This is a genomic window from Pseudoalteromonas sp. BDTF-M6 (assembly GCF_018334135.1).
Classification (GTDB): Bacteria; Pseudomonadota; Gammaproteobacteria; order Enterobacterales; family Alteromonadaceae; genus Pseudoalteromonas.
Genome location: NZ_JAGXTQ010000004.1, coordinates 111,384 through 132,547 on the forward strand (window position 1 = coordinate 111,384; position 21,164 = coordinate 132,547).

The 21,164-nt window shown below is 50.8% G+C and carries 17 protein-coding genes and 1 tRNA gene; 7 read left to right on the forward strand and 11 right to left on the reverse strand.

The window, feature by feature from the left end:
• Positions 1-98: 98 nt before the first annotated feature.
• Together KD147_RS10405 and radA are read right to left on the reverse strand one after the other, a co-directional pair.
• Positions 99-1,007 carry an aq_1923 C-terminal domain gene (locus KD147_RS10405; protein WP_212547809.1) on the reverse strand — a complete coding sequence of 303 codons (909 nt, stop codon included), beginning with the start codon at positions 1,005-1,007 and terminating at the stop codon, positions 99-101.
• A 51-nt stretch (positions 1,008-1,058) separates the two neighbouring features.
• On the reverse strand, positions 1,059-2,429 hold the full coding sequence (gene radA / locus KD147_RS10410; protein ID WP_105255696.1) for a DNA repair protein RadA: 1,371 nt from the start codon (positions 2,427-2,429) through the stop codon (positions 1,059-1,061).
• Positions 2,430-2,554: 125 nt separating this feature from the next.
• On the opposite strand from radA, the gene KD147_RS10415 reads away from it, so the two are divergent.
• Positions 2,555-5,032 carry a PilZ domain-containing protein gene (locus KD147_RS10415; protein WP_212547810.1) on the forward strand — a complete coding sequence of 826 codons (2,478 nt, stop codon included), beginning with the start codon at positions 2,555-2,557 and terminating at the stop codon, positions 5,030-5,032.
• Here the strand turns inward: KD147_RS10415 and serB are convergent.
• Entirely contained in the window at positions 5,029-6,042 is a 1,014-nt protein-coding gene (serB, locus tag KD147_RS10420; protein ID WP_105255698.1) for a phosphoserine phosphatase SerB, read from the reverse strand. The two genes, KD147_RS10415 and serB, sit on opposite strands and share 4 nt — an antisense overlap.
• An 89-nt stretch (positions 6,043-6,131) precedes the next feature.
• Between serB and KD147_RS10425 the strand changes: the two genes are divergently transcribed.
• Entirely contained in the window at positions 6,132-6,755 is a 624-nt protein-coding gene (locus KD147_RS10425; RefSeq protein WP_212547811.1) for an AhpA/YtjB family protein, read from the forward strand.
• Here KD147_RS10425 and KD147_RS10430 read toward each other — a convergent pair.
• The 4 genes from KD147_RS10430 to prfC form a co-directional block, all read right to left on the reverse strand.
• Positions 6,722-7,489, reverse strand: a complete 768-nt coding sequence (locus KD147_RS10430; RefSeq protein WP_212547812.1) for a TatD family hydrolase — start codon at positions 7,487-7,489, stop codon at positions 6,722-6,724. The two genes, KD147_RS10425 and KD147_RS10430, sit on opposite strands and share 34 nt — an antisense overlap.
• On the reverse strand, positions 7,489-8,127 hold the full coding sequence (pdxH, locus tag KD147_RS10435) for a pyridoxamine 5'-phosphate oxidase (RefSeq protein ID WP_105255700.1): 639 nt from the start codon (positions 8,125-8,127) through the stop codon (positions 7,489-7,491). The genes KD147_RS10430 and pdxH overlap by 1 nt, the downstream gene beginning before the upstream one ends.
• Positions 8,128-8,595: 468 nt before the next feature.
• On the reverse strand, positions 8,596-10,338 hold the full coding sequence (gene argS / locus KD147_RS10440) for an arginine--tRNA ligase (protein WP_212547813.1): 1,743 nt from the start codon (positions 10,336-10,338) through the stop codon (positions 8,596-8,598).
• A 59-nt stretch (positions 10,339-10,397) separates the two neighbouring features.
• Positions 10,398-11,984, reverse strand: a complete 1,587-nt coding sequence (gene prfC, locus KD147_RS10445; protein WP_249319189.1) for a peptide chain release factor 3 — start codon at positions 11,982-11,984, stop codon at positions 10,398-10,400.
• Between the two features lie 245 nt (positions 11,985-12,229).
• Here prfC and KD147_RS10450 point away from each other — a divergent pair, with 245 nt between their 5' ends.
• Together KD147_RS10450 and KD147_RS10455 are read left to right on the forward strand one after the other, a co-directional pair.
• The gene (locus tag KD147_RS10450) at positions 12,230-14,908 is read left to right on the forward strand and encodes an ATP-binding protein (RefSeq protein WP_212547814.1); all 2,679 of its coding nucleotides are present in this window, start codon (positions 12,230-12,232) and stop codon (positions 14,906-14,908) included.
• Between the two features lie 55 nt (positions 14,909-14,963).
• Positions 14,964-15,905: a phosphotransferase gene (locus KD147_RS10455; RefSeq protein WP_212547815.1), complete on the forward strand. Its 942-nt coding sequence runs from the start codon at positions 14,964-14,966 to the stop codon at positions 15,903-15,905.
• A 122-nt stretch (positions 15,906-16,027) separates the two neighbouring features.
• Here the strand turns inward: KD147_RS10455 and rimI are convergent, their stop codons facing one another.
• The 4 genes from rimI to KD147_RS10475 form a co-directional block, all read right to left on the reverse strand.
• Positions 16,028-16,471 (reverse strand): ribosomal protein S18-alanine N-acetyltransferase, encoded by a 444-nt coding sequence (gene rimI / locus KD147_RS10460; protein ID WP_212547816.1) that lies wholly within the window; start codon positions 16,469-16,471, stop codon positions 16,028-16,030.
• On the reverse strand, positions 16,464-16,769 hold the full coding sequence (locus KD147_RS10465) for a hypothetical protein (RefSeq protein ID WP_212547817.1): 306 nt from the start codon (positions 16,767-16,769) through the stop codon (positions 16,464-16,466). The genes rimI and KD147_RS10465 overlap by 8 nt, the downstream gene beginning before the upstream one ends.
• Before the next feature lie 62 nt (positions 16,770-16,831).
• A tRNA-Trp gene (locus KD147_RS10470) sits at positions 16,832-16,908 on the reverse strand.
• 116 nt (positions 16,909-17,024) lie between these two features.
• Positions 17,025-17,903: a LysR family transcriptional regulator gene (locus KD147_RS10475; RefSeq protein ID WP_105255705.1), complete on the reverse strand. Its 879-nt coding sequence runs from the start codon at positions 17,901-17,903 to the stop codon at positions 17,025-17,027.
• A gap of 112 nt (positions 17,904-18,015) precedes the next feature.
• On the opposite strand from KD147_RS10475, the gene KD147_RS10480 reads away from it, so the two are divergent.
• The 3 genes from KD147_RS10480 to KD147_RS10490 all read left to right on the forward strand — a co-directional run bounded on the left by KD147_RS10480 (position 18,016) and on the right by KD147_RS10490 (position 20,607).
• A complete protein-coding gene (locus KD147_RS10480; protein ID WP_212547818.1) occupies positions 18,016-18,423 on the forward strand; it encodes an Ohr family peroxiredoxin in 408 nt (135 codons plus the stop codon).
• A gap of 20 nt (positions 18,424-18,443) precedes the next feature.
• Complete coding sequence (locus KD147_RS10485) at positions 18,444-19,424, forward strand: zinc-binding dehydrogenase (protein WP_212547819.1); 981 nt, start codon at positions 18,444-18,446, stop codon at positions 19,422-19,424.
• A 250-nt stretch (positions 19,425-19,674) separates the two neighbouring features.
• Positions 19,675-20,607: a hypothetical protein gene (locus KD147_RS10490; protein WP_212547820.1), complete on the forward strand. Its 933-nt coding sequence runs from the start codon at positions 19,675-19,677 to the stop codon at positions 20,605-20,607.
• Positions 20,608-21,164: the final 557 nt, after the last annotated feature.

Here is a 21,164-nt window from a genome sequence, read left to right on the forward strand (position 1 = left end):
CAATTCCCAACATTTCTAATGCTAGCTACATAAAAAGCAGCTCTGAATTAAAAAAAGCCGGATTAATATCCGGCTTTTCCTAAACAAACCCTAAAAGGTTATTTACCCGAGGCCTTTAAATTAAAATACTTGGCCAACTCTTCTGGGTGACCCATCAAGGTCATCATCTGCTCATTAACCTGGGCCACGGTCGTGCCCTCGGGTAAAGACACGGAAACCTTAAACTGCTCGGTGCCTTCGATAAAGCCCAATGCCGCATCACGCAAAGTTTGTGGCGCTGGTGACATGCTTAGATGCTGCTGCGCCTGTTGCTGAAACTGCTCGTAGGTCAGGCCCTGCTCGGCAATCACCCTTTGTATCAGGTCCTTAAGTTTGCCGTTATTGTCCAGCTTAAAGCTGAAGCTTTTCGGCACCAACTCGGTCATGGCCGCCATCAACTGACTTTGCAGTGCCAGTTGCTGTTGCAAATTACCCTGCCCGCTTTGCTCCAGTTCTTCAAATTGCTGACGCAGAGCCATCAGTGCCTGAGAGTTGGTCATGGCAAAACTGAACTCGACATCGGCGAGCTTGCCGGCATTGATCACGGTCTTAGTGTCGGCATCGCCGTTATCGGCGCTGTAGTTAAACTCACTAACCACATTGATACGCTCGCCGTCGAGCTCCTGCATCTCGACCACGACCGGACCCATAAAGGTCATGTCATTAATAGCCATGCGCGCATAATCACTCGGCTGCACCGGGTTGAAGCCGTCTAATTCTATGCTGCCAATATCGGCGAACTGTACGCCATCGGGTCCCTTAACCGCGACCGAATTCAGCGCCAGGCTCTGATTGAAGAGGTTACTACTTATCTCCTTATAGCGTACATCCAGGCCGGTTTGGGCCTGCAGTTGCAATAAGTAGTCGTCGACGTCTTTGCGGGCTTCTTTACTGACATAATAATTAGCGTAGCTATAACCGCCAAATGCCATGGCCCCGAGGGCGGCAACAGTAAGTAGTTTTTTCATGCTAGATCCTTTGGAGCTGTCCGCGCTCCGAGTTAAATTAAGGGCGCAACCCTAAAACAATGCTTCGAGGGCGTCGCTGAGGCTGGCAACCGCCTGCACCTGCATGCCCTCTATCGGCTCTTTCGGTTTATTATCTACCGGTACTATGGCCCGTTTAAAGCCATGTTTAGCGGCCTCGCGTAAACGCTCCTGGCCACTGGGCACGGGACGAATTTCACCGCCTAGGCCCACCTCACCAAACACCACCAGCTCACGCTCTAAACTGTAGTTCTTAAAGCTTGAAACCAGGGCTACAATTAATGCCAAATCGGCACTGGTTTCCGACACCTTTACGCCACCGACCACGTTAACGAAGACGTCTTGATCCGCCACCTGCAGGCCACCATGACGATGCAGTACCGCCAATAACATGGCTAAACGGTTTTGCTCTAAGCCCACGGTCACGCGACGGGGGTTAGCCAACTGAGAATAGTCCACCAACGCCTGCACTTCCACCAACAGCGGACGGGTTCCTTCCCAGATCACCATCACCAAGGAGCCCGGGGTCTGCTCCTGAGAGCGGTTTAAGAAAATAGCGGAGGGGTTTTTAACCTCACGCAGCCCCTGACCCGTCATGGCAAACACACCGAGCTCGTTGACCGCACCAAAACGGTTTTTATTGCCACGCAGGGTACGAAAACGGCTGTCGCTGCTGCCCTCAAGCAAGATAGAACAATCGATACAGTGCTCGAGCACCTTAGGACCGGCCAGAGAACCGTCTTTGGTCACATGACCCACCATAAGTATGGCAATCTGGTTTTGCTTGGCAAAACGGGTAAGGTAAGCGGCGCTTTCACGCACCTGAGAGACGCTGCCCGGTGCCGACTGAATATCGGCCATATGCATCACCTGAATGGAGTCGATAACCATGATGCCGGGCTTTTCACGCAGGGCCAACTGGCAAATTGTTTCCACATTGGTTTCCGCCAAGGTTTGCAGCTTATCGGTAGGCAGGCCCAAACGCTTGGCGCGCATGGCCACCTGTTGCAGCGACTCCTCACCGGTGACATACAGGGTTTTCATGTTCTCGGCCAGGCCACACATGGTTTGCAACAGTATGGTACTTTTACCGGCACCCGGCTCACCGCCGATCAAAATGGCGCTACCCGGCACCACGCCACCGCCGAGCACCCTATCGAACTCGATAAAGCCGGTGGAAAAGCGCGGCAGGCTTTCCAGGTTAACTTCGTCCAGGGTTTGGATTTTAGCTTCTATTTGGCCGGCATAGCCGCTGGTTGCACTGCTGCGGCCGGTGCTTTTAACCGACGGCACACGAAATTCGGTCACCGTATTCCAGGCCTTACATTCACTGCACTGGCCTTGCCAGCGCGCAAACTCGGCACCACATTCATTACATACAAAGGCTGTTTTCTTTTTTACCATATTGGGGGCATAATTTTTGCTTTAATTAGACTTAAACCTTGCGCTTAAGCTTGCGTAACTAAAGAATAAACAATAATTTGACTCTCAGTATAACGGTTTTTCACCGCTGGGTAATGGTTTAATACATGGCTGAAGACATTCTCCAAAAACATCAACCTCTTGTGCAAGAGCTCAAGCAGCACCTTGGCGAAAAGGGTTTTAATACCGCCTTTGACAGCAAGACGGCTGAGCTTTCCAAGGGCGAGCAGTTCCTTATTAAAATGGAGTTAAACCGCCTGCGCCAACCCTGTAACCGGGTCTTAGATCTGCGTGGCCTCAGCAACGGTGAAATTCAAAGCTACGAATACAATAAGCAGCATCACTTTCTTGATGCCGAAGCCATTGCCGCCTTTGAACTGGGAGTTAAACGCTTTGGCGACTACACCTTGGCGGTGTACGAAATGGTCATGCAACAGGTGCAACAGCGGCGCCAACAACGCCAGCAAAAAGTCCAAGTGGAGCATGACGAGCATGAGGGAGGCCGCCTTATTCGCTTTGCATCCTACGAGTCGCGCCAGCAAGAGCGCATGAATTACGCCATCAAGATACGGGTTCTGGTAAACGAGACACACATCGAAGGCAAAACCAGCGATATCTCTATCGGCGGCGCAAAACTCAAATTACCACGCCACAGCCTGCTCGAACGCGGGCAAACCATCCGGGTGCGTTTTACCGGCCTGGAGGAAGACTTTGAGCTTGGCCTTAAAGACGGTGTGCAATACCAGGTGGTGGCCATAGAGCCCAGCGTCGACAGCGAATTTTACTATGCCCGTTTAAAGCGTGGAGAAGGCCAGGAGACACCGGGCTTCGATGCCTTCTTGGCACGCTTTATCGACGGCAATAAACGCCGTTACAAGGTCAATTTAGACAACACCCTGGATGCGGTGCTCACCAAGGGGTATGAACAATATTATTTGCCCCGTATTAATTCCCTGTTTGCCTTTGTCTGTGAGCAGCAGGGTAAGTTACAGCCGCGGCTGCTATTAACCACGGAAAACAACCTCGACTCCCACACCTATTTCTGTGACGAGGAGCGTCAGTCCGTTATCGCCAGATTGCTCAATGCCGCCCGACTTAATTCGGTACTGGCGCAGCCGCTGACGCAGTCGGGCCAGGTAAAGCACACTCTCTTGTATAGCTTTACCCACAGTCATCAGAATAAGATTTATTTCTACAGCGCCACCGAATTGGAGCTGGCCAGTCATCCTCATTTGCGCGCCTTATTTTTTGCCTTTGGCAGCCGCAAACCAAGTTGGCGCGTGCACAAATTGCAGCTGCTGCCGGTACAAGCTGATGACGCCCATATTCCCCTCTCCCTGCCCGACTCCGCTGGCGATGCCATTGCCAAGCTTAATAAGCCCCCCAGCGCCCGAGTATATAGCTACTTACGGGGTCTAACGTATCTGTGTCTGCTGACTCCGCTGCACAGCCCGGCGCTGACCCAGCGTCTGCGTCGCTATGAACTCGACCGCGCGGCGGTGAATCAATTAAAGGTATTTGGCCACCGCCGCAGTCATACCCCCGAACTTGAAGTGGTGGCATTGGAATACGCCAATCTGCGAGCCCATAGGCGCTATTTATACGCCACCGAGGTTACAGTAACCACGACACAAAACCTCGAGGTCGGTGCCAAATCACTGGATTTCAGTGTCCTGGGCATGCAAATTGAGCTGGCAGAAGGTAATGGCATAAAAAAAGGCGATGTGCTCACCCTGGCCTTACCGCAGTTGCAGCAGATCACCAAGAAGTTCCACCTGGCGCAACTGCCCTACGAGGTAATGGCAATCAGTAAAAGCGGCACCGTTTTAAATTTGAAGGCCTATCAGAAAGGACGGCAGCCTCATGCCGGGGTGTTATTTTTTGCCCAGCTCATCGACAACAATAAAGATAAGCTGCAGCAATGTGAAGAAGAGCCCAAGGTACCAGGACTGTCCAAGGCGCTGCGTAACATAGTGATTAAAAACCTGTGTCAAACGCCCCTGTATTTTTGCAAGCAAGACAACCAGTTGGCCCTGGGTGCCATTGGGCTTGGCCGCTACAGCAACAGTATTCACCGCATTTGGCGACACTTCGGCGAGCTCGGCAGGCACCCGGATTTAAGCGCCTTGTTTAAAGGCCAAAGCCTACAACTGCTCACCGACACCCTGCGTGAGGGTCATCGCCAAGATCAGGCCAAGGCCTTTGATCTCTTTATCCATGTGCGCCCGAAAGAAGACAAAATTGCCGATGCCATCAGCTGTCGTTGTGTGGCCCTTGAGCAAGACTATCAGGCCCTTGCCCCCTTTATTAACGATGCGCTAGATGGAGGCTTACTCTTTGCCTATCGGTTATTTTTATCCAAAACTGGGCGTCCGGATACCAAGTATCTGCTCAGCGAGCTGAAATACATTAGCCATTATGCCCTGCACAAGGCCAAGGAATTAGAAGACGCCCTGTGGCAGGTAGAGGGGGTGAGCGATGCCCTGGCCATAGACGAGCTAATTCCAAGGCTTGTTCATGTGGATATCGGCGCCTACCAGGGTATGGTCGAGCGCCGTACTAAGTGGCTACAGCGTATTGGTTAACGTGCCGGAATAGTTAAAAAGTAAAGCAATTGCGCCAGGCTGCCAGCGGTGATCGCCGCAGGTGCCTCGGCAACCACCTTGGCCTTACCATGCACCGCCACACCTAAACCGGCCTGATGCAGCATCAGCAGATCATTGGCACCATCACCTATAGCCAGAGTCTGCTCCTTGGCCAGACCCAGCTCATCACGATAGGCGGATAAAAAACGCGCTTTTTCCTCGGCGTCGACAATTTTCCCGCTTACCGAGCCCACCAGCACCTTGCCATCGTCATCCAAGGTATTGGCATGAATGCGATCCAGGTGTAAGAGCTTCTGCACATGGGCGGCAAAGGGAACAAAGCCGCCTGAGGCAATGGCCAGATGCCAGTTGTGTGCGCGTAAAACCTCACACACCTGCTCTATGCCCGGCATCAGCGGTAATTGATTTTGCAGCTCGGCCACCAGAGTTAATGGGATCCCCTCTAACTTGGCGACCCGCTGGCGCAAACTGGCGCTAAATTCCAGTTGTCCGGCCATGGCCTGTGCGGTCACCGCAGCCACCTCGTCATAAACACCGCCAAGGCGGGCGATTTCATCAATGCATTCAATGGTAATGGCGGTGGAGTCCATATCCATCACCAGTAATCCGGGCTCACTGAGCTTGGGCGGATTAACCAGCACTGCACATTGCACGCCATTATCGGCGCCATACTGCTTGATTTGCTGCGCCAATTCCGGCGCTGCATCCTGCACGGTAAAGGCAAAGGCGGGCGGCAGGTCGCTGTGGGCTTCAAAGCGGCAAACGGCGCTAAGCTGACCCGGCCATTGCTGCAATTGTTGAACTAAATTAGCCACTTGCATGCCAAGTTGAAAACCGAAAACTAGTACATATGTTGGAGTTTTCGGCTCGGTATCTGCCACCAAAGACGAATGGTCGATGTCATACCAAAGGTTTAAACTTAGCAGATTACTTAAGGACAGATCGTCTTGCTGTGCTAAAGTAGAAAAGGCAATATTAGGCTGTGACATCAAAGGCTCCAAGGCGAAATTTAATCGTGATTACGGCACTGCCAATTTAATCACCGATAGCCGTGAAAGTCAGTAACCACATGAGCGATATGAAAAATAAACAAGTAAAAAATCCGGTGCGCAGCTCACAATGGCAACGCCTTAGACGCTTACTCTTTGCCGCGCTGTGTTTTGTCTTGCTGACCTGGATGGCCTTTAACACCAGCTTCCAGGGTCATCATATGCTCTATCAACAAGGCTATCACAGTGCCAAAAGCCTGTCTCAACAGCTGGCTCTGACCGCAGCCTTGCCGCTGGAACAAAACAATAAGCCACGCCTGGGCGAGTTAACCAACCAGCTCAGCAGCGATGCGGTTATCCAAAGTGCGGTTATTTACGATATGTATGGCACGGCACAGGCGCAAAGCGAGGCCTACAGCCCTTATCAAGCCAGCTTAGGGATCACCCAGGCAACGCCGGGGATCAGCAAGCTAACACAACCCATAGTGGTGCCGATCAACTCCCCACAAGACAACAAACCCATAGGTTTTGCCCGGGTCAATTACCTGCCGCAAACCGCCATAGACACGAGCCACCGTTATATTCATGAGGTCGGTCGCCAGGTACTGCTGATGCTGTTTATTTGCTGCATATTTACCTGGCAGCTTGGACGCGGCCTAAAGCGCTGGCAGCTAAAGCGTTACTTTCGTAAAAAAGCCAAACAGTTCAAATAAAGCTGCTCGCTTAAGGCGTCATAGTCCTGCCTTTGCAACAGCGCCGCCAGGGCGAGAAACACATTGGGTATGCGCTCCGGGGTATTCCTGCGCCCCTGATAACCACACAAGGGCATGCTGGGCGCATCGGTTTCGAGTAGCAGATGCTCGACGCCTACATGGCGCAAAGCTTGCTGAGTTTTTTGTGCTCTGGGATAGGTGATGGTGCCCCCCACCCCGAGCTTAAATCCCGCCTTGACATAACTTTCGGCCACCTGCTGTGAGCCGGAAAAAGCATGGATCACACCACCGAATTTAGGCGGACAGCGTTTAAAGCTAGCGGCGATTAGATCGTGGCTTTGTCTGTGGTGGACAATCAGCGGCAACTCAAATTCATTGGCCAAGGCGATTTGCGCCTCAAATAAACTCTGCTGCTTCTTTAACTCGCCGATACTTCTATCCAAACCACATTCGCCGACGGCGACCAAGATCTCACGGTTTGCCGCTATTAAATCACTCAACTCGGCAATATTTTGCTCTTGATGCTGGGCTAGAAAGTAAGGGTGCAAACCGGCACCGATATAGGTTGCAGGGTATTGCTTGGTGAAGGTAAGCAGGTTTGTGGCTTGGGCCAGGCTCACGCCCGGCACCACAAGGTGTGTGACTCCCAGCGACAGAGCATTGGCAATGCACTGCGCCCTATCCTCATCGAATTCACTAAAATCGAGATGACAGTGGGAGTCAATAAAGCGCATTAGGGGTTTAAGCGCTCGACTTGCCAGCTGTTATCTTGCTGGCGAATATACATAAAGCGGTCGTGCAGGCGATGGGCACCGCCTTGCCAAAACTCCACCTTGGTGGGCTTAACGCAATAGCCACCCCAGAAATCCGGCAAGGGGATCTCACCCTTGGCAAACTTGTTCTTCATTTGCGTAAACTTTTCCATCAGCACCTGACGTGAAGACACGGGTCGGCTCTGACTTGATGCCCAGGCGGCCAACTGGCTTTCCTTGGGGCGGGATAAGAAGTACTTGGCGACATCGGATACCGGCAAAGGCTGGGCTTCGCCATAGACTATCACCTGGCGCTCAAACATATGCCACGGGAAGTGCAGGCTGATTTTATTGTTCTTCGCCAATTCACTGGCTTTACGCGAGCCGGTATTGGTAAAGAAGACAAAACCCTTTTCATCCAGGTGCTTCAGCAACACGATACGCTGCGAAGGCTGGCCCTGCTCATCCACCGTCGCCACCACCATGGCCGTAGGATCGGGAATTTGCGCCTTAATGGCCTGTTCAAGCCACTTTTCGAATTGCGCAATGGGGTCGGCTTCAAGCATGCTCTCATCCAACCCGCCTTGTAAATATTCACGACGAATATCATCAAGTTTCATATCAATTCCTTCTAATTATCACCGCCGCCTAACACAAAAATCGCAAGGCTAAAGCCTCGCCTACAAAGCGAAAAACAACGACCCACAAATCACAGTATCAGCAAGTGTAGGAGTGCTGACAAGGCTTTCAACCGACTTATCCCTAGGAGCATACATAAAGTATGTGATTAGGGTCAGTCGGTTTAACAACGCCGTCAAAGCGAACTACAGGCCGCCTGATTCAGCAAGTGTAGGAGTGCTAGCTAGGCAGAGAAATGATTTATGTCAAGGAGCATACATCTAGTATGTGACTTTGACTCAATCATTTCTCTAACGCAGCTAAAGCGAACTACAAGCCGCCTGATTCAGCAAGTGTAGGAGTGCTGACAAGGCGGTACTCTTTTTTATACCTAGGAGCATACATAAAGTATGTGACTAGTGTTCAAAAAGAGTACCAACGCCGTCAAAACGAACTACACGCCGCTGAAATTACATTTGCTCCATGACTTCAATGCCGAGAAGCTCAAGACCTTGACGTAGCGTCTTCGCCACCAAAGAACAAAGTACCAAACGGCTAGCCTTATCTTCCTCGCTCACCCCCTCTTTCAATACCGGGCAGGCTTCGTAGAAGCTCATATACAGGCTCGCCAGCTCATACAGGTAACCACACAATACGTGCGGTGTGGCGTCACCGACCATTTGATCCAGCACTTCTTCAAACTGCATCAGTTTAATGGCCAATGCTTTTTCCTGTGGCTCAGCAATCACTACCGGCGCCTGATGCGCGGCGCTGTCGATGCCGGCCTTGCGGAAGATACTCTTAACACGAGTATAGGCATATTGCAGATAAGGAGCCGTGGCGCCTTCGAAGCTCAACATGGTATCCCAGTTAAAGATGTAGTCGCTGGTGCGGTTCTTCGACAGATCCGCATATTTTACCGCGCCAATGCCCACTTTAGTGGCGATCTCTTCCTGCTCCTGGTCGTTTAATGGCGACTCGCGCTCAGACAGCTTGGCCTTGGCACGGCTGACCGCTTCATCAAGCAGATCCGCCAGTTTCACCGTACCGCCGGTACGGGTTTTAAACGGTTTGCCGTCTTCACCCATCATGGTGCCGAACGGGCAGAATTCGTAGCTGGTTTCATCGCGCAGTAAACCGGCCTTGCGAGCGGTGATTTCAACCTGGCTAAAGTGCAGACTTTGACGGGCATCCACGAAGATCATGATGCGGTCGGCACCCAGCTTATGTGAACGGTACTCACAGGCTGCCAGGTCTGTGGTCGCATACAAGAAGCCACCACCTGATTTTTGTACGATAAATACCGAAGGCTCGCCGTCTTTGTTGGCCAGCTCATCAAGGAACACCACCTGGGCACCTTGGTCTTCTTTGGCAATGCCTTGTTCGCGCAGCACATCGATCATGCGCTGTAGCTCGCTGTTGTAGGCACTTTCCGCGTAAATATCTTCACGCTTAAGGGTCACGTTCAGCTTTTCGTATACTTCTTCCGAGTGCTTCACCGAGGTATCGATAAACATCTGCCATAGCTTGTCGCAATGAGCATCGCCTTGCTGCAGTTTTACCACGTACTCACGGGCACGATCGGCAAAGCCTTCTTCATCGTCGAAACGCTTTTTCGCGTCACGGTAGAAGCTTTCAAGGTCGGCGAGAGCCACCTTTTCCAGGTCAACGCCGTCATTAAGCAGGTCTTCCAGGTGCGCAATCAACATACCGAATTGTGTGCCCCAGTCGCCCATGTGGTTTTGACGAATGACTTTGTCACCACGGAACTCTAGGGTACGAGCAATGGCATCACCGATAATGGTTGAGCGCAGGTGACCCACGTGCATTTCTTTGGCCAGGTTAGGCGATGAATAGTCAACCACAACCGTGTCGGCTTTCGCATGCTCGGCCACACCCAGTTTGGCATCCTGGTTAGCGCTGGCCACAGACTCGGCCAGAAACTCTGGCTTAAGGTGAATATTGATAAAACCTGGGCCGGCGATTTCAACCTTATCCGCTAAATCGGATACGTCTAACGCATCGATAATTTTTTGCGCTAGTTCACGGGGGTTGGTTTTTAGTTTTTTGGCCGCGCCCATGGCGCCATTGATTTGGTAATCACCGAACTGCGGACGCGTGCTTTGCGTTACCGCTGGATTTGTGCCTTCTTCAAGCCCCGCAGCAAGCATGGCGGCATTGGCTTTGTCGATTAAAATTTGTTTAATGTTCATCGTTGCAGTTACCTTGCAATTGGGCCAACATCACGCTGGCCGAGATAAATTAGGGGCGATTAGTGTTCACGGGTCTCACTGAAGCTCACTTCAGGATAGCGTTCCATCGACAGATTTAAGTTTACACGGGTTGGCGCTATGTAGGTGAGGTTGTCCCCGCCATCGAGGGCCAGGTTCGCCTCACACTTACGTTTGAATTCTTCAAACTTCTTCACGTCATCGCAAGAAACCCAGCGCGCGGTGTTAACGTTGACGCTTTCATAAATGGCGTCCACCTTGTATTCCGCTTTTAAACGCGCCACAACCACGTCGAACTGCAGCACACCAACGGCGCCTACGATCAGGTCGTTGTTGATCAGTGGACGGAATACCTGCACCGCACCTTCTTCGGAAAGCTGTACCAAGCCTTTAAGCAATTGCTTTTGCTTCAGTGGATCTTTCAAACGAATACGGCGGAACAGTTCCGGCGCGAAGTTTGGAATACCGCTGAATTTGAGCTTTTCACCATCGGTAAAGGTATCACCGATTTGAATAGTGCCATGGTTGTGCAGACCTATGATGTCACCGGCGTAGGCGTCTTGTGCACGCTCACGGTCACCGGCCATAAAGGTTACCGCATCGGAAATGCTCACCTGCTTGCCCAAACGCACATGGTTCATCTTCATGCCCTGGCTGTATTTGCCCGACACGATACGCATAAAGGCGATACGGTCACGGTGTTTGGGGTCCATGTTGGCCTGAATTTTAAAGACGAAGCCGGAGAACATCTCGTCTTCTGCGCTCACTTCACGCTCGTCGTCGGTTTTACGCGGCATAGGTGCCGGCGCCCACTCGGTTAGACCATCGAGCATATGGTCCACACCGAAGTTACCTAGGGCGGTACCGAAATACACCGGCGTTAGATCACCGCTTAAGAACATTTCCTCGTCAAATTCGTTTGACGCACCTTGTACCAGCTCGATTTCTTCACGCAGTTGCTCCGCCAGACTCTCGCCTACCGCTTCATCCAACTCGCTATTATCTAGGCCCTTAATGGTACGCACGTCTTGAATGGTGTGACCCTGACCCGTTTGATACAAGATGGTCTCATCGCGGTGCAGGTGGTACACGCCTTTAAACTCTTTACCACAGCCGATAGGCCAGGTGATGGGCGCACACATGATGTTAAGCTCGGTTTCTACCTCATCCAGCAACTCCATTGGGTCGCGAATATCACGGTCCAATTTGTTCATAAAGGTAACTATCGGCGTATCACGCAAGCGGGTGACTTCCATTAGCTTACGCGTACGGTCCTCTACACCCTTGGCGGCGTCGATCACCATCAAACAAGAGTCAACGGCGGTCAATGTACGGTAGGTATCTTCCGAGAAGTCTTCGTGTCCTGGGGTGTCCAGCAGGTTAACTAAGCGCTCATTGTAAGGAAACTGCATGACCGAGGTGGTGACCGAGATACCACGCTCTTTTTCCATTTCCATCCAGTCCGACTTGGCATGCTGGTTGGAGCCACGGCCCTTGACCGTACCGGCCTTTTGAATGGCCTGACCGAACAAGAGTACCTTCTCGGTGATGGTTGTTTTACCCGCATCCGGGTGAGAGATGATCGCAAAGGTGCGACGCTTATTAATTTGCTGTATTAATTCTGACATGCGGTCACTTATGAGCTGTCGACCCAACCACGGCGAGGCGGTTAAGTCGCATTTAAATTATAAAGACATTAATGCCCGAGATTATACCGACTTTAGGGTGTGCACAAAAGCGCCGAATACAAGTAAAAGTGACTTCATGGTCCACCTATGTGTATTATTGCTGAGCATTTTGTATAATTTTTTTGTTGTGGTGATTACCATAACGCGCTCAGGCTATTTTAAGACGTTGCAAGGAGGCGCACACCATGAAGACAAGCAAGCTAAGCATTCGCTTATTGTGGTACATCACCCCGGTGGTGATCTTGCCCTTGCTGTTTCTAGGTGGTTTTACCCTCACTAACGTTACCAGCTCCTCAGAGCAACAGGCGCAGCTGATTGTTAGCCGCTTTGTTGAGCAACAACAAAACAAGGTGTTTCACTCGCTCAATGTCTATCATTCCACCACTGAGTTGCTGAGCACCTCGCCGGTATTGCAAAACTTTTTGCACCAGATTGACCGCCCCAACACCTATTACACCGCCCACCTGGGTGCTCTGCTCGACGTCTTTAGCAGTTATACCGAGGCCTATCCGGATATTCTCAGCATTAACTTTATTTCCAGTACGCAACAAAGTTACGCCTACTTTTCCACAACGCTGCAAAGTGCACCGCAACAATATCCCTTTTTCGAGCAACTACTGACCAGCTCGTTGCGCCGCCAGCAATTTATGGTGCAAGAAGACAATGGCGAAACCACCCTCTACTTTGCGCAAAAGGTATTTGCCCCGGACTACCATTTGGAGCGCCCGGTGCTGCTTGGCCACATCATAGTGCGAGTGCAGCCAACCGTACTTAACACCGCAATTTTAGAGGCGCCTTACAATAACACCTTGAATTTATTGCTGACCGAGCAAGGTAAGGTGTTGTTTAGCTCCAACCATGCGCTGCTGGGTAAAACGCTCAGCAAGCAGGATTTAGAGGCCATAGATCTGTGGGCCGACAACGGCCGCCTTAATGAAATTGTGCTTGAGAGCGTCGATAACACCGAGCGCATGCTCTACGGCGTGCAAATGCCCGATGGCCACTACTTTGTCACCAGCATTCCGAAAAAAATGCTCTATCAGGCCGGAAAGGTGATCAGTCTTATCACCGCGCTGATCGTGCTGATCTCTATCGTCACCCTGCCCGTGTTGATCTTTATCGTTGTGCGTAACTTACTGCTTAACCCCATAGAGCAACTGGGAGCCGCCAGTCACCGCGTCGGCGCCAACGATCTGGCCGTGCGCCTTGATGACAAACGCACCGATGAGGTTGGCCAGTTGTTTAGCGACTTTAACAACATGGTGAACAAGATTTATCGCACCCAGGGCGAGCTTAAGGAATACAAGGACACCTTGGAGCAAAGGGTTGAGGAGCGCACGTTGGAGCTGGAAAAAACCAACAAGGCATTGGAGTTAGCCATTGAGCAGGCGGAGCAGGCCAACCAATTAAAAAGCCGCTTTTTGGCCAATATGAGTCATGAAATTCGCACTCCCTTAACCGCCATCATGGGCTTTACTGAACAGTTGCTGGAGAATAACCAAATAGACGATGACAAGGTGCAACACCAGCTTGCCACCGTACTGCGTAACTCACGTCACCTGCTGGAGCTGATCAACAATATCTTGGATCTATCAAAAATTGAGGCGGAAAAGCTCGCCGTTAACCGCGAGCCGGTGTCACTGTATGAGCTGTTTGACGACTTGAACTCCATAGTCGAGCCCCAGGCGCAACAAAAACAACTGGAGTTTGCCATCAACTACCAGTTCCCCTTACCTAAATACATTAACAGCGACCAAACCCGCATTAAGCAGATCCTGCTCAATATTCTCACCAATGCGGTGAAATTTACCGCCAAGGGTCAGGTGCACCTGGATGTCAGCTACCACGACGATATGATTGAGTGTGTGGTCAGCGACACCGGTATAGGCATCTCGGATCAGGAACTGACCCGTATCTTTAAGCCTTTCGAGCAAGCCGATACCACCACCACCCGTCGCTTTGGCGGCAGTGGCCTGGGCCTGTGTATTGCTAAAAATCTGGCACAGTTATTAGGCGGCGATGTGCGCGCTCACAGCCAACAAGGCGTAGGCAGTCGCTTTAGCATACAGATCAACTGTAACCAGGTGTATGAGGCCCAGGACTTCTACCATGGCGTCGAGGAAATGCAACCGGTTATGGAGCCGATGCCAACCCTAAGCTGGCAACAATTCGACGGTGAAATTTTGGTGGCCGAGGATAACCGGGACAACCAAGCGCTTATTTCCCTGCTGTTGGAGCGCTGGGGGATCACTCCGGACTTTGCCAATAACGGCGCCGAGGCGGTAGAAAAAGCCCTGGTCAAAGACTACCAGCTGATCTTAATGGATATGCAGATGCCGGTGATGGGTGGTGAAGAAGCCACGCAAATGCTGCGCCATGCCGCCTACGATGGGCCCATCATTGCCCTGACCGCCAACGTGATGAAACACGATATCGAGCGTTATTTAGAGGCGGGCTGTGACAAGGCGCTGGCCAAACCCATCGACAAGGAGCAGCTCGAGCATACCCTGGCCACCTATTTAAGTCTGCAACAGGAGGCCAACTCCAAGTGGGACGACATACTTAAAAGCGAACGCTTTTTACAGATCAATGAAAACTACAAGCAAAAGCTCCCCGATTACCTTGAGCAGGTCTTGGCTCACCAGCAAGCCAAGGAATGGGAGCAGTTGCAGGCGGTGGCCCACAGCATAAAAGGCAGTGCCAGCTGCTTTGGTTTTAACGCCGTAGCCGATGCCGCCAGCGAGCTCGAGCTATCGTTGCGCAACGGCGAGTGCGAGCACCACGAATACCCGGTGCTTAAGCTTGAACACGCCATCCGCTTTGTTTTACAACCACAAGCCGAAGCGCCGAAGGGACTCTCTTAAGTCACTTGCCCCGCAGCAACTCAAAAATAAAATTACATAACGAGAACGATAAACTATGGACATGTTTTTAAATTGGGAATCGCCTGAATGGCTTGAACTGGCGCAGTCTTGGGCGGATCAGAACCTTGCAAAGCATGGCCTTGAACCATTAGGTAAACTACAAAAGGTTTCCGGCTGGGCTCTGGGTCAAATCTTTAAGCAAAATACCAACAAGGGTCTGTGCTTTTTCAAGGCGACAGCCTTTTTGCCTTTGTTTTCCAATGAGTCGCAGCTGTGTGCAAAACTCTCAGAACTCATGCCGGAGTATGTTCCCGAGACAATGTTTATCAGCAGTGAAAAACAGTGGATGATGAGCAAGGATTTTGGTGGCGGATTACCCGAAGATGCGGACAAAGGTTTGTGGCCAAAAGCGTTTCAGCGCCTAGCTAGGCTACAACAGCAATCGACAAAGCATACAGATGCACTGATAAAAAGTGGTTGTTTACTTAGGCAAGTGGCTGATATTCCAGAGCAATTAAATAGCGCATTAAACGATACTGAGATAACACGGCACCTTACTGACGACTTTATAATTAACAAAGATGAAATACTACTCAGGGTAAAACAAGCCGTTGAGAAATTAGCAAGTTTTAATATGCCCAATACCCTCGTGCATGGTGATCTGCACATCGAAAATATAGCCCAGGTGAATGGTACTTTTATTTTCTTTGACTGGAGTGATGCCTGTATCAGCCACCCCTTTATTGATGGCACCTACATTTACAGAATGCCCGAAGGCGAAAACAAGCAAAGGATAGTCACAGCATATTTATCTCAATGGTCGGACTTTGGGGACCCTGCAACACTGCGAGACGCCTGGGATACAGCCGAGTTGGTTTGCTATGCACACCAAGCAATATCCTATGCATCCATGAAAAAAGCCCTTAGCTCTGAGCAAATGGTGGCTCTAGAGCAGGCTTTTTTAAATGCTTTTAACAGGCTGCTTGCCAAAAGTTGAACGAAATAAGCTAGGAGCTGCTCCCCATTACGCATCTAATCAGATAAGCGAAACGAGAGCGACGCATTAAGCTGAGGGTGAGGGATAGCAAGGCAACGTTATTGTTAACGGATGCTGGGTGGCTAATCATCACCCATCAAAGGTTTCATCATTAACAAGGCATCTTCGCCATCGGGGTAGTATTTCTTACGCACACCGTTAGTGATAAAGCCATAGGCTTCATACAGGGCGATGGCGGCGGTATTGCTTTCACGCACTTCTAAAAACATCAACTCGGCATTACGCGCAGTCGAGTCCTTAATGAGCGATTGCATCAACACCTTACCCAACCCCTGCCCCTGCTCACTTGGCGCTACGCAAATATCCATCAGGGTAATATCTGGGCCAGCCTGCTCGGCGACATAAAAGCCCAATAGTTTATTGTCGCTAGAGAGTCCGGTGCAGAAATAACGCCCGGACAAACACGAGCGCATCAGCTTTTCACTCCATGGGTGACTGTGACAGGCCCGCTCTATGGCCATCATGTCCGCCACATCTTGTTCGCCCAAAGGCGCCAGCCTATGCATCGATAAGTACCTGCTCACATTCACACAATTGCTGCCACAGGGCCTGCTTATGTGCCACTGATAAGTTGTCGCTGGGAAGGTAAACGCGATTGCCCTGCAATTGCGGTGCGCTCACATCACCCAGGTGCACCTCGCTCCCTGTGGGAAGCAGACGCAAAATATCCTCGGCCAAGGGGCCCGACAAGGGTTGTGAATCTTGGGTTTGTTCACCATCAAGAGGCTGTGTGTCATGCGCTCGGTAAGCTGCACGTAAACGCACCGGCTGTATAGCAAAAATATCGGCTAAGTGTGACTGCATACGGAAATAATTAACTTTATTTGGCGGCTGCCAGTGTAGCGTAAAGAAGCTAAGGAAAGAAGTGGCAGGGGCGGAGAGATTCGAACTCCCAACCGTCGGTTTTGGAGACCGCTGTTCTACCAATTGGAACTACGCCCCTGCAATGTCGACGCATTATAATGAGCTTTTTATAAAGGTAAAGAAAAAATATCGCCGTACCCGTTCAATTGCTTCGAAAATAAACAACTGTAGAAAAAACAGTCCATTTTAGCCGGCTTAATGCGTAAATACCCCGCGCAGCAACTGCTGAGCTCTGGCGATCCTGGGACTACGCAGCGCTCCCGCCCGCCAACACAAGTGATACTCTATCGCCGGATTTGCCTGGGGGCCACCTATGGCGACTAAGCGTTCGTGTTTTAAATCATCACTCACCAGGTACTCGGGTAACACCGACCATCCCAAGCCCGCGAGCACCAGGGTACGCAAGCAACGCAGATCCGGGGCGGTGATAATCTCATTTAAGTGCCCCAAAAATAAACCATTATGGCTTACCCATTGACGCACTAGGGTCCGGCCCAGATCATAGGCCACCAAGGGTTGCTCACTTAATACCAGCTCCAGGTCCTGGCTCATTTGCCGCGCCCTGGCAGGGCTGGCAACCAGGAAAACCCGTTCCTCACCCAATAAACAGTAATCCAGCTGCCCATCTTCCGGAGGCGTTAAACACAGGGCAAAGTCCGAGTTACCATCTTTAAGAAAGGTAAACATGTCGTCATCGTGACTGGGGTGTAAGCGTATTTGCGCCCCAGCATCGGTAAGCGGTTGTAACTTGGGGGCGAGCATACTCGAAAGCATATCTATGGGGCCGTTTATATGTATCACCCCGTCTATTTTGCTGCCGTGTGATTTCATTTTTGCCAACACGCCTTCGGCATAATCCAGGGTATCTCCCAGTTGTATCGCTAGTTCATCGGCAATACGGGTTGGCCGTACCCCGCGTACATGGCGCACAAACAAACGGTGATCCAATTGTGACTCGAGTGAAGCGATATGACTGGAGACCGCAGGTTGAGTGATATGCAAAACATCGGCGGCCTTGCTAAAAGAACGCTGGCGGTAAACCTCAACAAAGGTGCGTAGTTGGTGAATGGACATAAGCTACAGCTATAAATTTAATTATATTAACCCAAGTTTAGATTATTTTTCCTCTATCTGCTTCTCACGCATACTGGGTCCCAACACAGTAAGAGCCAACAAGGTAACCAGTATGATTTATTCAACCACAGCCATTGCCAGTGGTGGCCGCGATGGCAGTGCCAAGCTAGCCGACGATAGCCTGACCCTTACCATGACCACACCGGGTACCAGCGCACCTGGACATAACCCAGAGCAGCTTTTCGCCATGGGGTATGCAGCCTGTTTCGACAATGCCCTTATTCTCACTGCCAAGCGCCTGAAGATGGCACTTAAGTGCTGTCAAACCCAGGTCACCGTGGGCCTGGATAAGGTCGCCGAGCAGTATCTGCTTGATGTGACCATAGATGTTTCAATAGAGGGCCTAGAGCCAACACAGAGCGAGCAGCTTATCGCCCTGGCCCATGAGGTTTGCCCTTATGCAAATGCACTGCGCGGCAATGCCAAGGTGCGCGTTAAAAACCTTGAGCAATCCGCTTGAAGATAAATTTCGGAGTCCTTATGAACACAATGAAAGCCGCCATGTATACAAATATAGGCCACCCCGCAGAGGTGCTAGACGCCCGTGACCTAACCATTCCCGAGCCGCAGGCGGGGGAAATCCGCGTGCGTATGACGCGCTCGCCCATACATAACCATGACATCATGACGGTCCGCGGCGAGTACGGTAGCCTACCCCAGTTGCCCGCCATCGGCGGCAGTGAAGCCGTAGGCATTGTTGATGCGCTGGGTGAGGGCGTTGCAGGCCCTGCTGTTGGCACGCGAGTAAACGTGGCCGGTGCCGCCGGTACCTGGGCCGAGTATTTTATTGCTCCTGCTATGGCGGCGGTGCCGCTGCCGGATAGCATCAGCGACGATATCGCCGCGCAATTATTAGCCATGCCAATGAGCTCGGTAATGGCGCTTAATAAAATCCCTGCCAAAGCAGGTGATTGGATAGTGGTTAACGCCGCCAACGGCGCCGTCGGTAAAACCGTGGCACAAATAGCCAAAGGCCGTGGCCTTAAAGTACTGAGCCTGGTTAACCGTGGCAGCTCCAAGGCGCAACTTGACGAGCTGGGTATTGGCAACGTCTTTGCCATGGACGAAGCCAATTGGTTTGAAAGTGCCCTTGCCGCTATTGACGGCCCCGTGGTCGGCGGTATCGAAATGATCGGCGGTGAAGCCGCCCGTAAGCTGATTAACCTGGTCGGAAACGGTGGCACTGTGTTGTCTTTTGGTGCCATGTCCAACGAACCCATGGCGGTGGATGCGGGCGATTTGATCTTTAAGGAAATCACCGTAAAAGGCTTTTGGGGCATGGTGGAATTCAGCCGTTTAACACCGGAGCAAATCACCGACTCGGTACTGGAGCTGATTGGGCTGGCCGAGCAAGGCGAGCTAACCTTGCCGGTGCATGAAACCTTCGCCATCAAGGACATTGCCAAAGCCGGTGCCGCCTATGACCAGCCGCGCCAAGGCAAGCTCATGATTCAGCCTTAAGCCCGACCAATTCAGAGTAAGTCATTTAAGTAATGTGACGTCAAAAGGCCCCAACCAGGGCCTTTTTTTGTCCGCGCTCAACAAATGTATAAATATAGGCACAAGTGGATTGACACTCTTGTACGCGACTTGCTATTTTCCTTAATGTCCTAGTTGGCATTGGAACGGATGCCAATAAAAATCAAATGGATAGCGCTTTTCCAGGCATGGCTGATGGCCAAGGCGCTAACAAGCTAATAAGGATGTTAAGATGAATAAAACCAACCGCTGGTTGCTGCCCCTGTGCACTTCCCTCGCCCTGCTGGCGAGCACGCCGACTCTGGCAAAGAGTTATCTGAATATTGAAGTGGCCGATGAAATTCTGGCACTGGGAGAGGAATATGAGCTCTCATTGAGCGAGAGTATTATCAGCGATAAAAACCATATGGTGAACAAGAAGCTGCTCACCTTTCTGCCCGAGGACGACAAGGTCTTTTACGAATTTACGCTGAGCATCAAAAAAGGCGAAAAGGTGTGGATCAGTGATGTCTTTGTCTTTAGCAACCAAAAGAATTTTTTAGACTTCAATACCCTGCTTTTTTCAGAGCTGGTTGATGAGAGCGACTTTTATCATCTTGATCACAAAGCCGGATATAACTTCTTTTCTTCCTATTCGCAGCATATTCCAAAGGGCTACGAAAAGTTAAAAGCCGAATACGACAAGGGCCTGCCGCACTATTTTAGTTACACCAGTGCCTCGACCGACTATCAGGCGTACCTAGCAAATATTTACCCCCTGTCGGAAAAATTGAAGAAAGCGGTTAAGGACACCCGGGCCACTAAGGTCACACCCCATGAAGAGGTGATCGAGCGTTTTGTCCGTGCAATCAACAGCAAGCGCTCGGCGCCATTATTAAAATATCGTGACCCCAAGGCCTCACAAAAGAACCAGGATATATACAAGCGAGGACTGCAAACCTTATTTGCCTACTTCGATAAAATTGGCAACCCCAGCAAGTTCGAGGTGGTTCAACATAGGCGCTATGAAAACATCAATCAGCCTAGTGTGGACTACTATCTGATCAATCTGCTTGAGCACAATGGGGCGTTAAGCAATCGGGTAGAGATGGAGTTTTTCTTCAGCGACGTGCACGGTAAACGCTATATCAAGGAATACGATATCACCGGCATTCATTTCGAATAACAAAAAAGGGCTGATTTCAGCCCTTTTTTAATGTTTGCTTATCTCATTGAGAGATAGTCAGGAATTGTTCCCTCTCGAATATCAATGAGAAGAAAATACACCTACATAACAGCTAGTTAGAAAGGTGCTCGTTATCGACACCATCATCTATACCATGCGCAGAATTTTTTTGATTATTTGCTGCTCGTCGACGTTTTAGTTCTGCTTTGGCTCAAGCTGAAGATTCTGCCATATCACGACGAAGCTCTTGTATCTCTTCAACACTAAGCCGTCGTGGGCCCGGTTTAGCTCTATCCACCTTGTACCTCCAACTTGCCACTATAAATTTTAGATTATTTTTCCTACACATCTTGAAAGCCATCAGAAGTGCCCAAAGATTATACAAAGAGGAATAACCTCGCTAAAGAAAAGGATTAAATCAATGGGTTTGAAACCAGGGCCTAAGCCAATAGCCAATAGCCAAGTCGACCGGCAAGCCAGATCAACGTCGACGTGACAACAAAAAAACGCCAGGAAACACTCCGGGCCTAAAACCGAGTAAATCCTCGACCAAGTAA

What these genes read in the sequence shown, in the direction of transcription:
- KD147_RS10405 (WP_212547809.1), bottom strand. Translation starts at nt 1,007, where the DNA reads ATGAAAAAACTACTTACTGTTGCCGCCCTCGGGGCCATGGCATTTGGC.
- radA (WP_105255696.1), bottom strand. Translation starts at nt 2,429, where the DNA reads ATGGTAAAAAAGAAAACAGCCTTTGTATGTAATGAATGTGGTGCCGAG.
- KD147_RS10415 (WP_212547810.1), top strand. Translation starts at nt 2,555, where the DNA reads ATGGCTGAAGACATTCTCCAAAAACATCAACCTCTTGTGCAAGAGCTC.
- serB (WP_105255698.1), bottom strand. Translation starts at nt 6,042, where the DNA reads ATGTCACAGCCTAATATTGCCTTTTCTACTTTAGCACAGCAAGACGAT.
- KD147_RS10425 (WP_212547811.1), top strand. Translation starts at nt 6,132, where the DNA reads ATGAAAAATAAACAAGTAAAAAATCCGGTGCGCAGCTCACAATGGCAA.
- KD147_RS10430 (WP_212547812.1), bottom strand. Translation starts at nt 7,489, where the DNA reads ATGCGCTTTATTGACTCCCACTGTCATCTCGATTTTAGTGAATTCGAT.
- pdxH (WP_105255700.1), bottom strand. Translation starts at nt 8,127, where the DNA reads ATGAAACTTGATGATATTCGTCGTGAATATTTACAAGGCGGGTTGGAT.
- argS (WP_212547813.1), bottom strand. Translation starts at nt 10,338, where the DNA reads ATGAACATTAAACAAATTTTAATCGACAAAGCCAATGCCGCCATGCTT.
- prfC (WP_249319189.1), bottom strand. Translation starts at nt 11,984, where the DNA reads ATGTCAGAATTAATACAGCAAATTAATAAGCGTCGCACCTTTGCGATC.
- KD147_RS10450 (WP_212547814.1), top strand. Translation starts at nt 12,230, where the DNA reads ATGAAGACAAGCAAGCTAAGCATTCGCTTATTGTGGTACATCACCCCG.
- KD147_RS10455 (WP_212547815.1), top strand. Translation starts at nt 14,964, where the DNA reads ATGGACATGTTTTTAAATTGGGAATCGCCTGAATGGCTTGAACTGGCG.
- rimI (WP_212547816.1), bottom strand. Translation starts at nt 16,471, where the DNA reads ATGCATAGGCTGGCGCCTTTGGGCGAACAAGATGTGGCGGACATGATG.
- KD147_RS10465 (WP_212547817.1), bottom strand. Translation starts at nt 16,769, where the DNA reads ATGCAGTCACACTTAGCCGATATTTTTGCTATACAGCCGGTGCGTTTA.
- KD147_RS10475 (WP_105255705.1), bottom strand. Translation starts at nt 17,903, where the DNA reads ATGTCCATTCACCAACTACGCACCTTTGTTGAGGTTTACCGCCAGCGT.
- KD147_RS10480 (WP_212547818.1), top strand. Translation starts at nt 18,016, where the DNA reads ATGATTTATTCAACCACAGCCATTGCCAGTGGTGGCCGCGATGGCAGT.
- KD147_RS10485 (WP_212547819.1), top strand. Translation starts at nt 18,444, where the DNA reads ATGAACACAATGAAAGCCGCCATGTATACAAATATAGGCCACCCCGCA.
- KD147_RS10490 (WP_212547820.1), top strand. Translation starts at nt 19,675, where the DNA reads ATGAATAAAACCAACCGCTGGTTGCTGCCCCTGTGCACTTCCCTCGCC.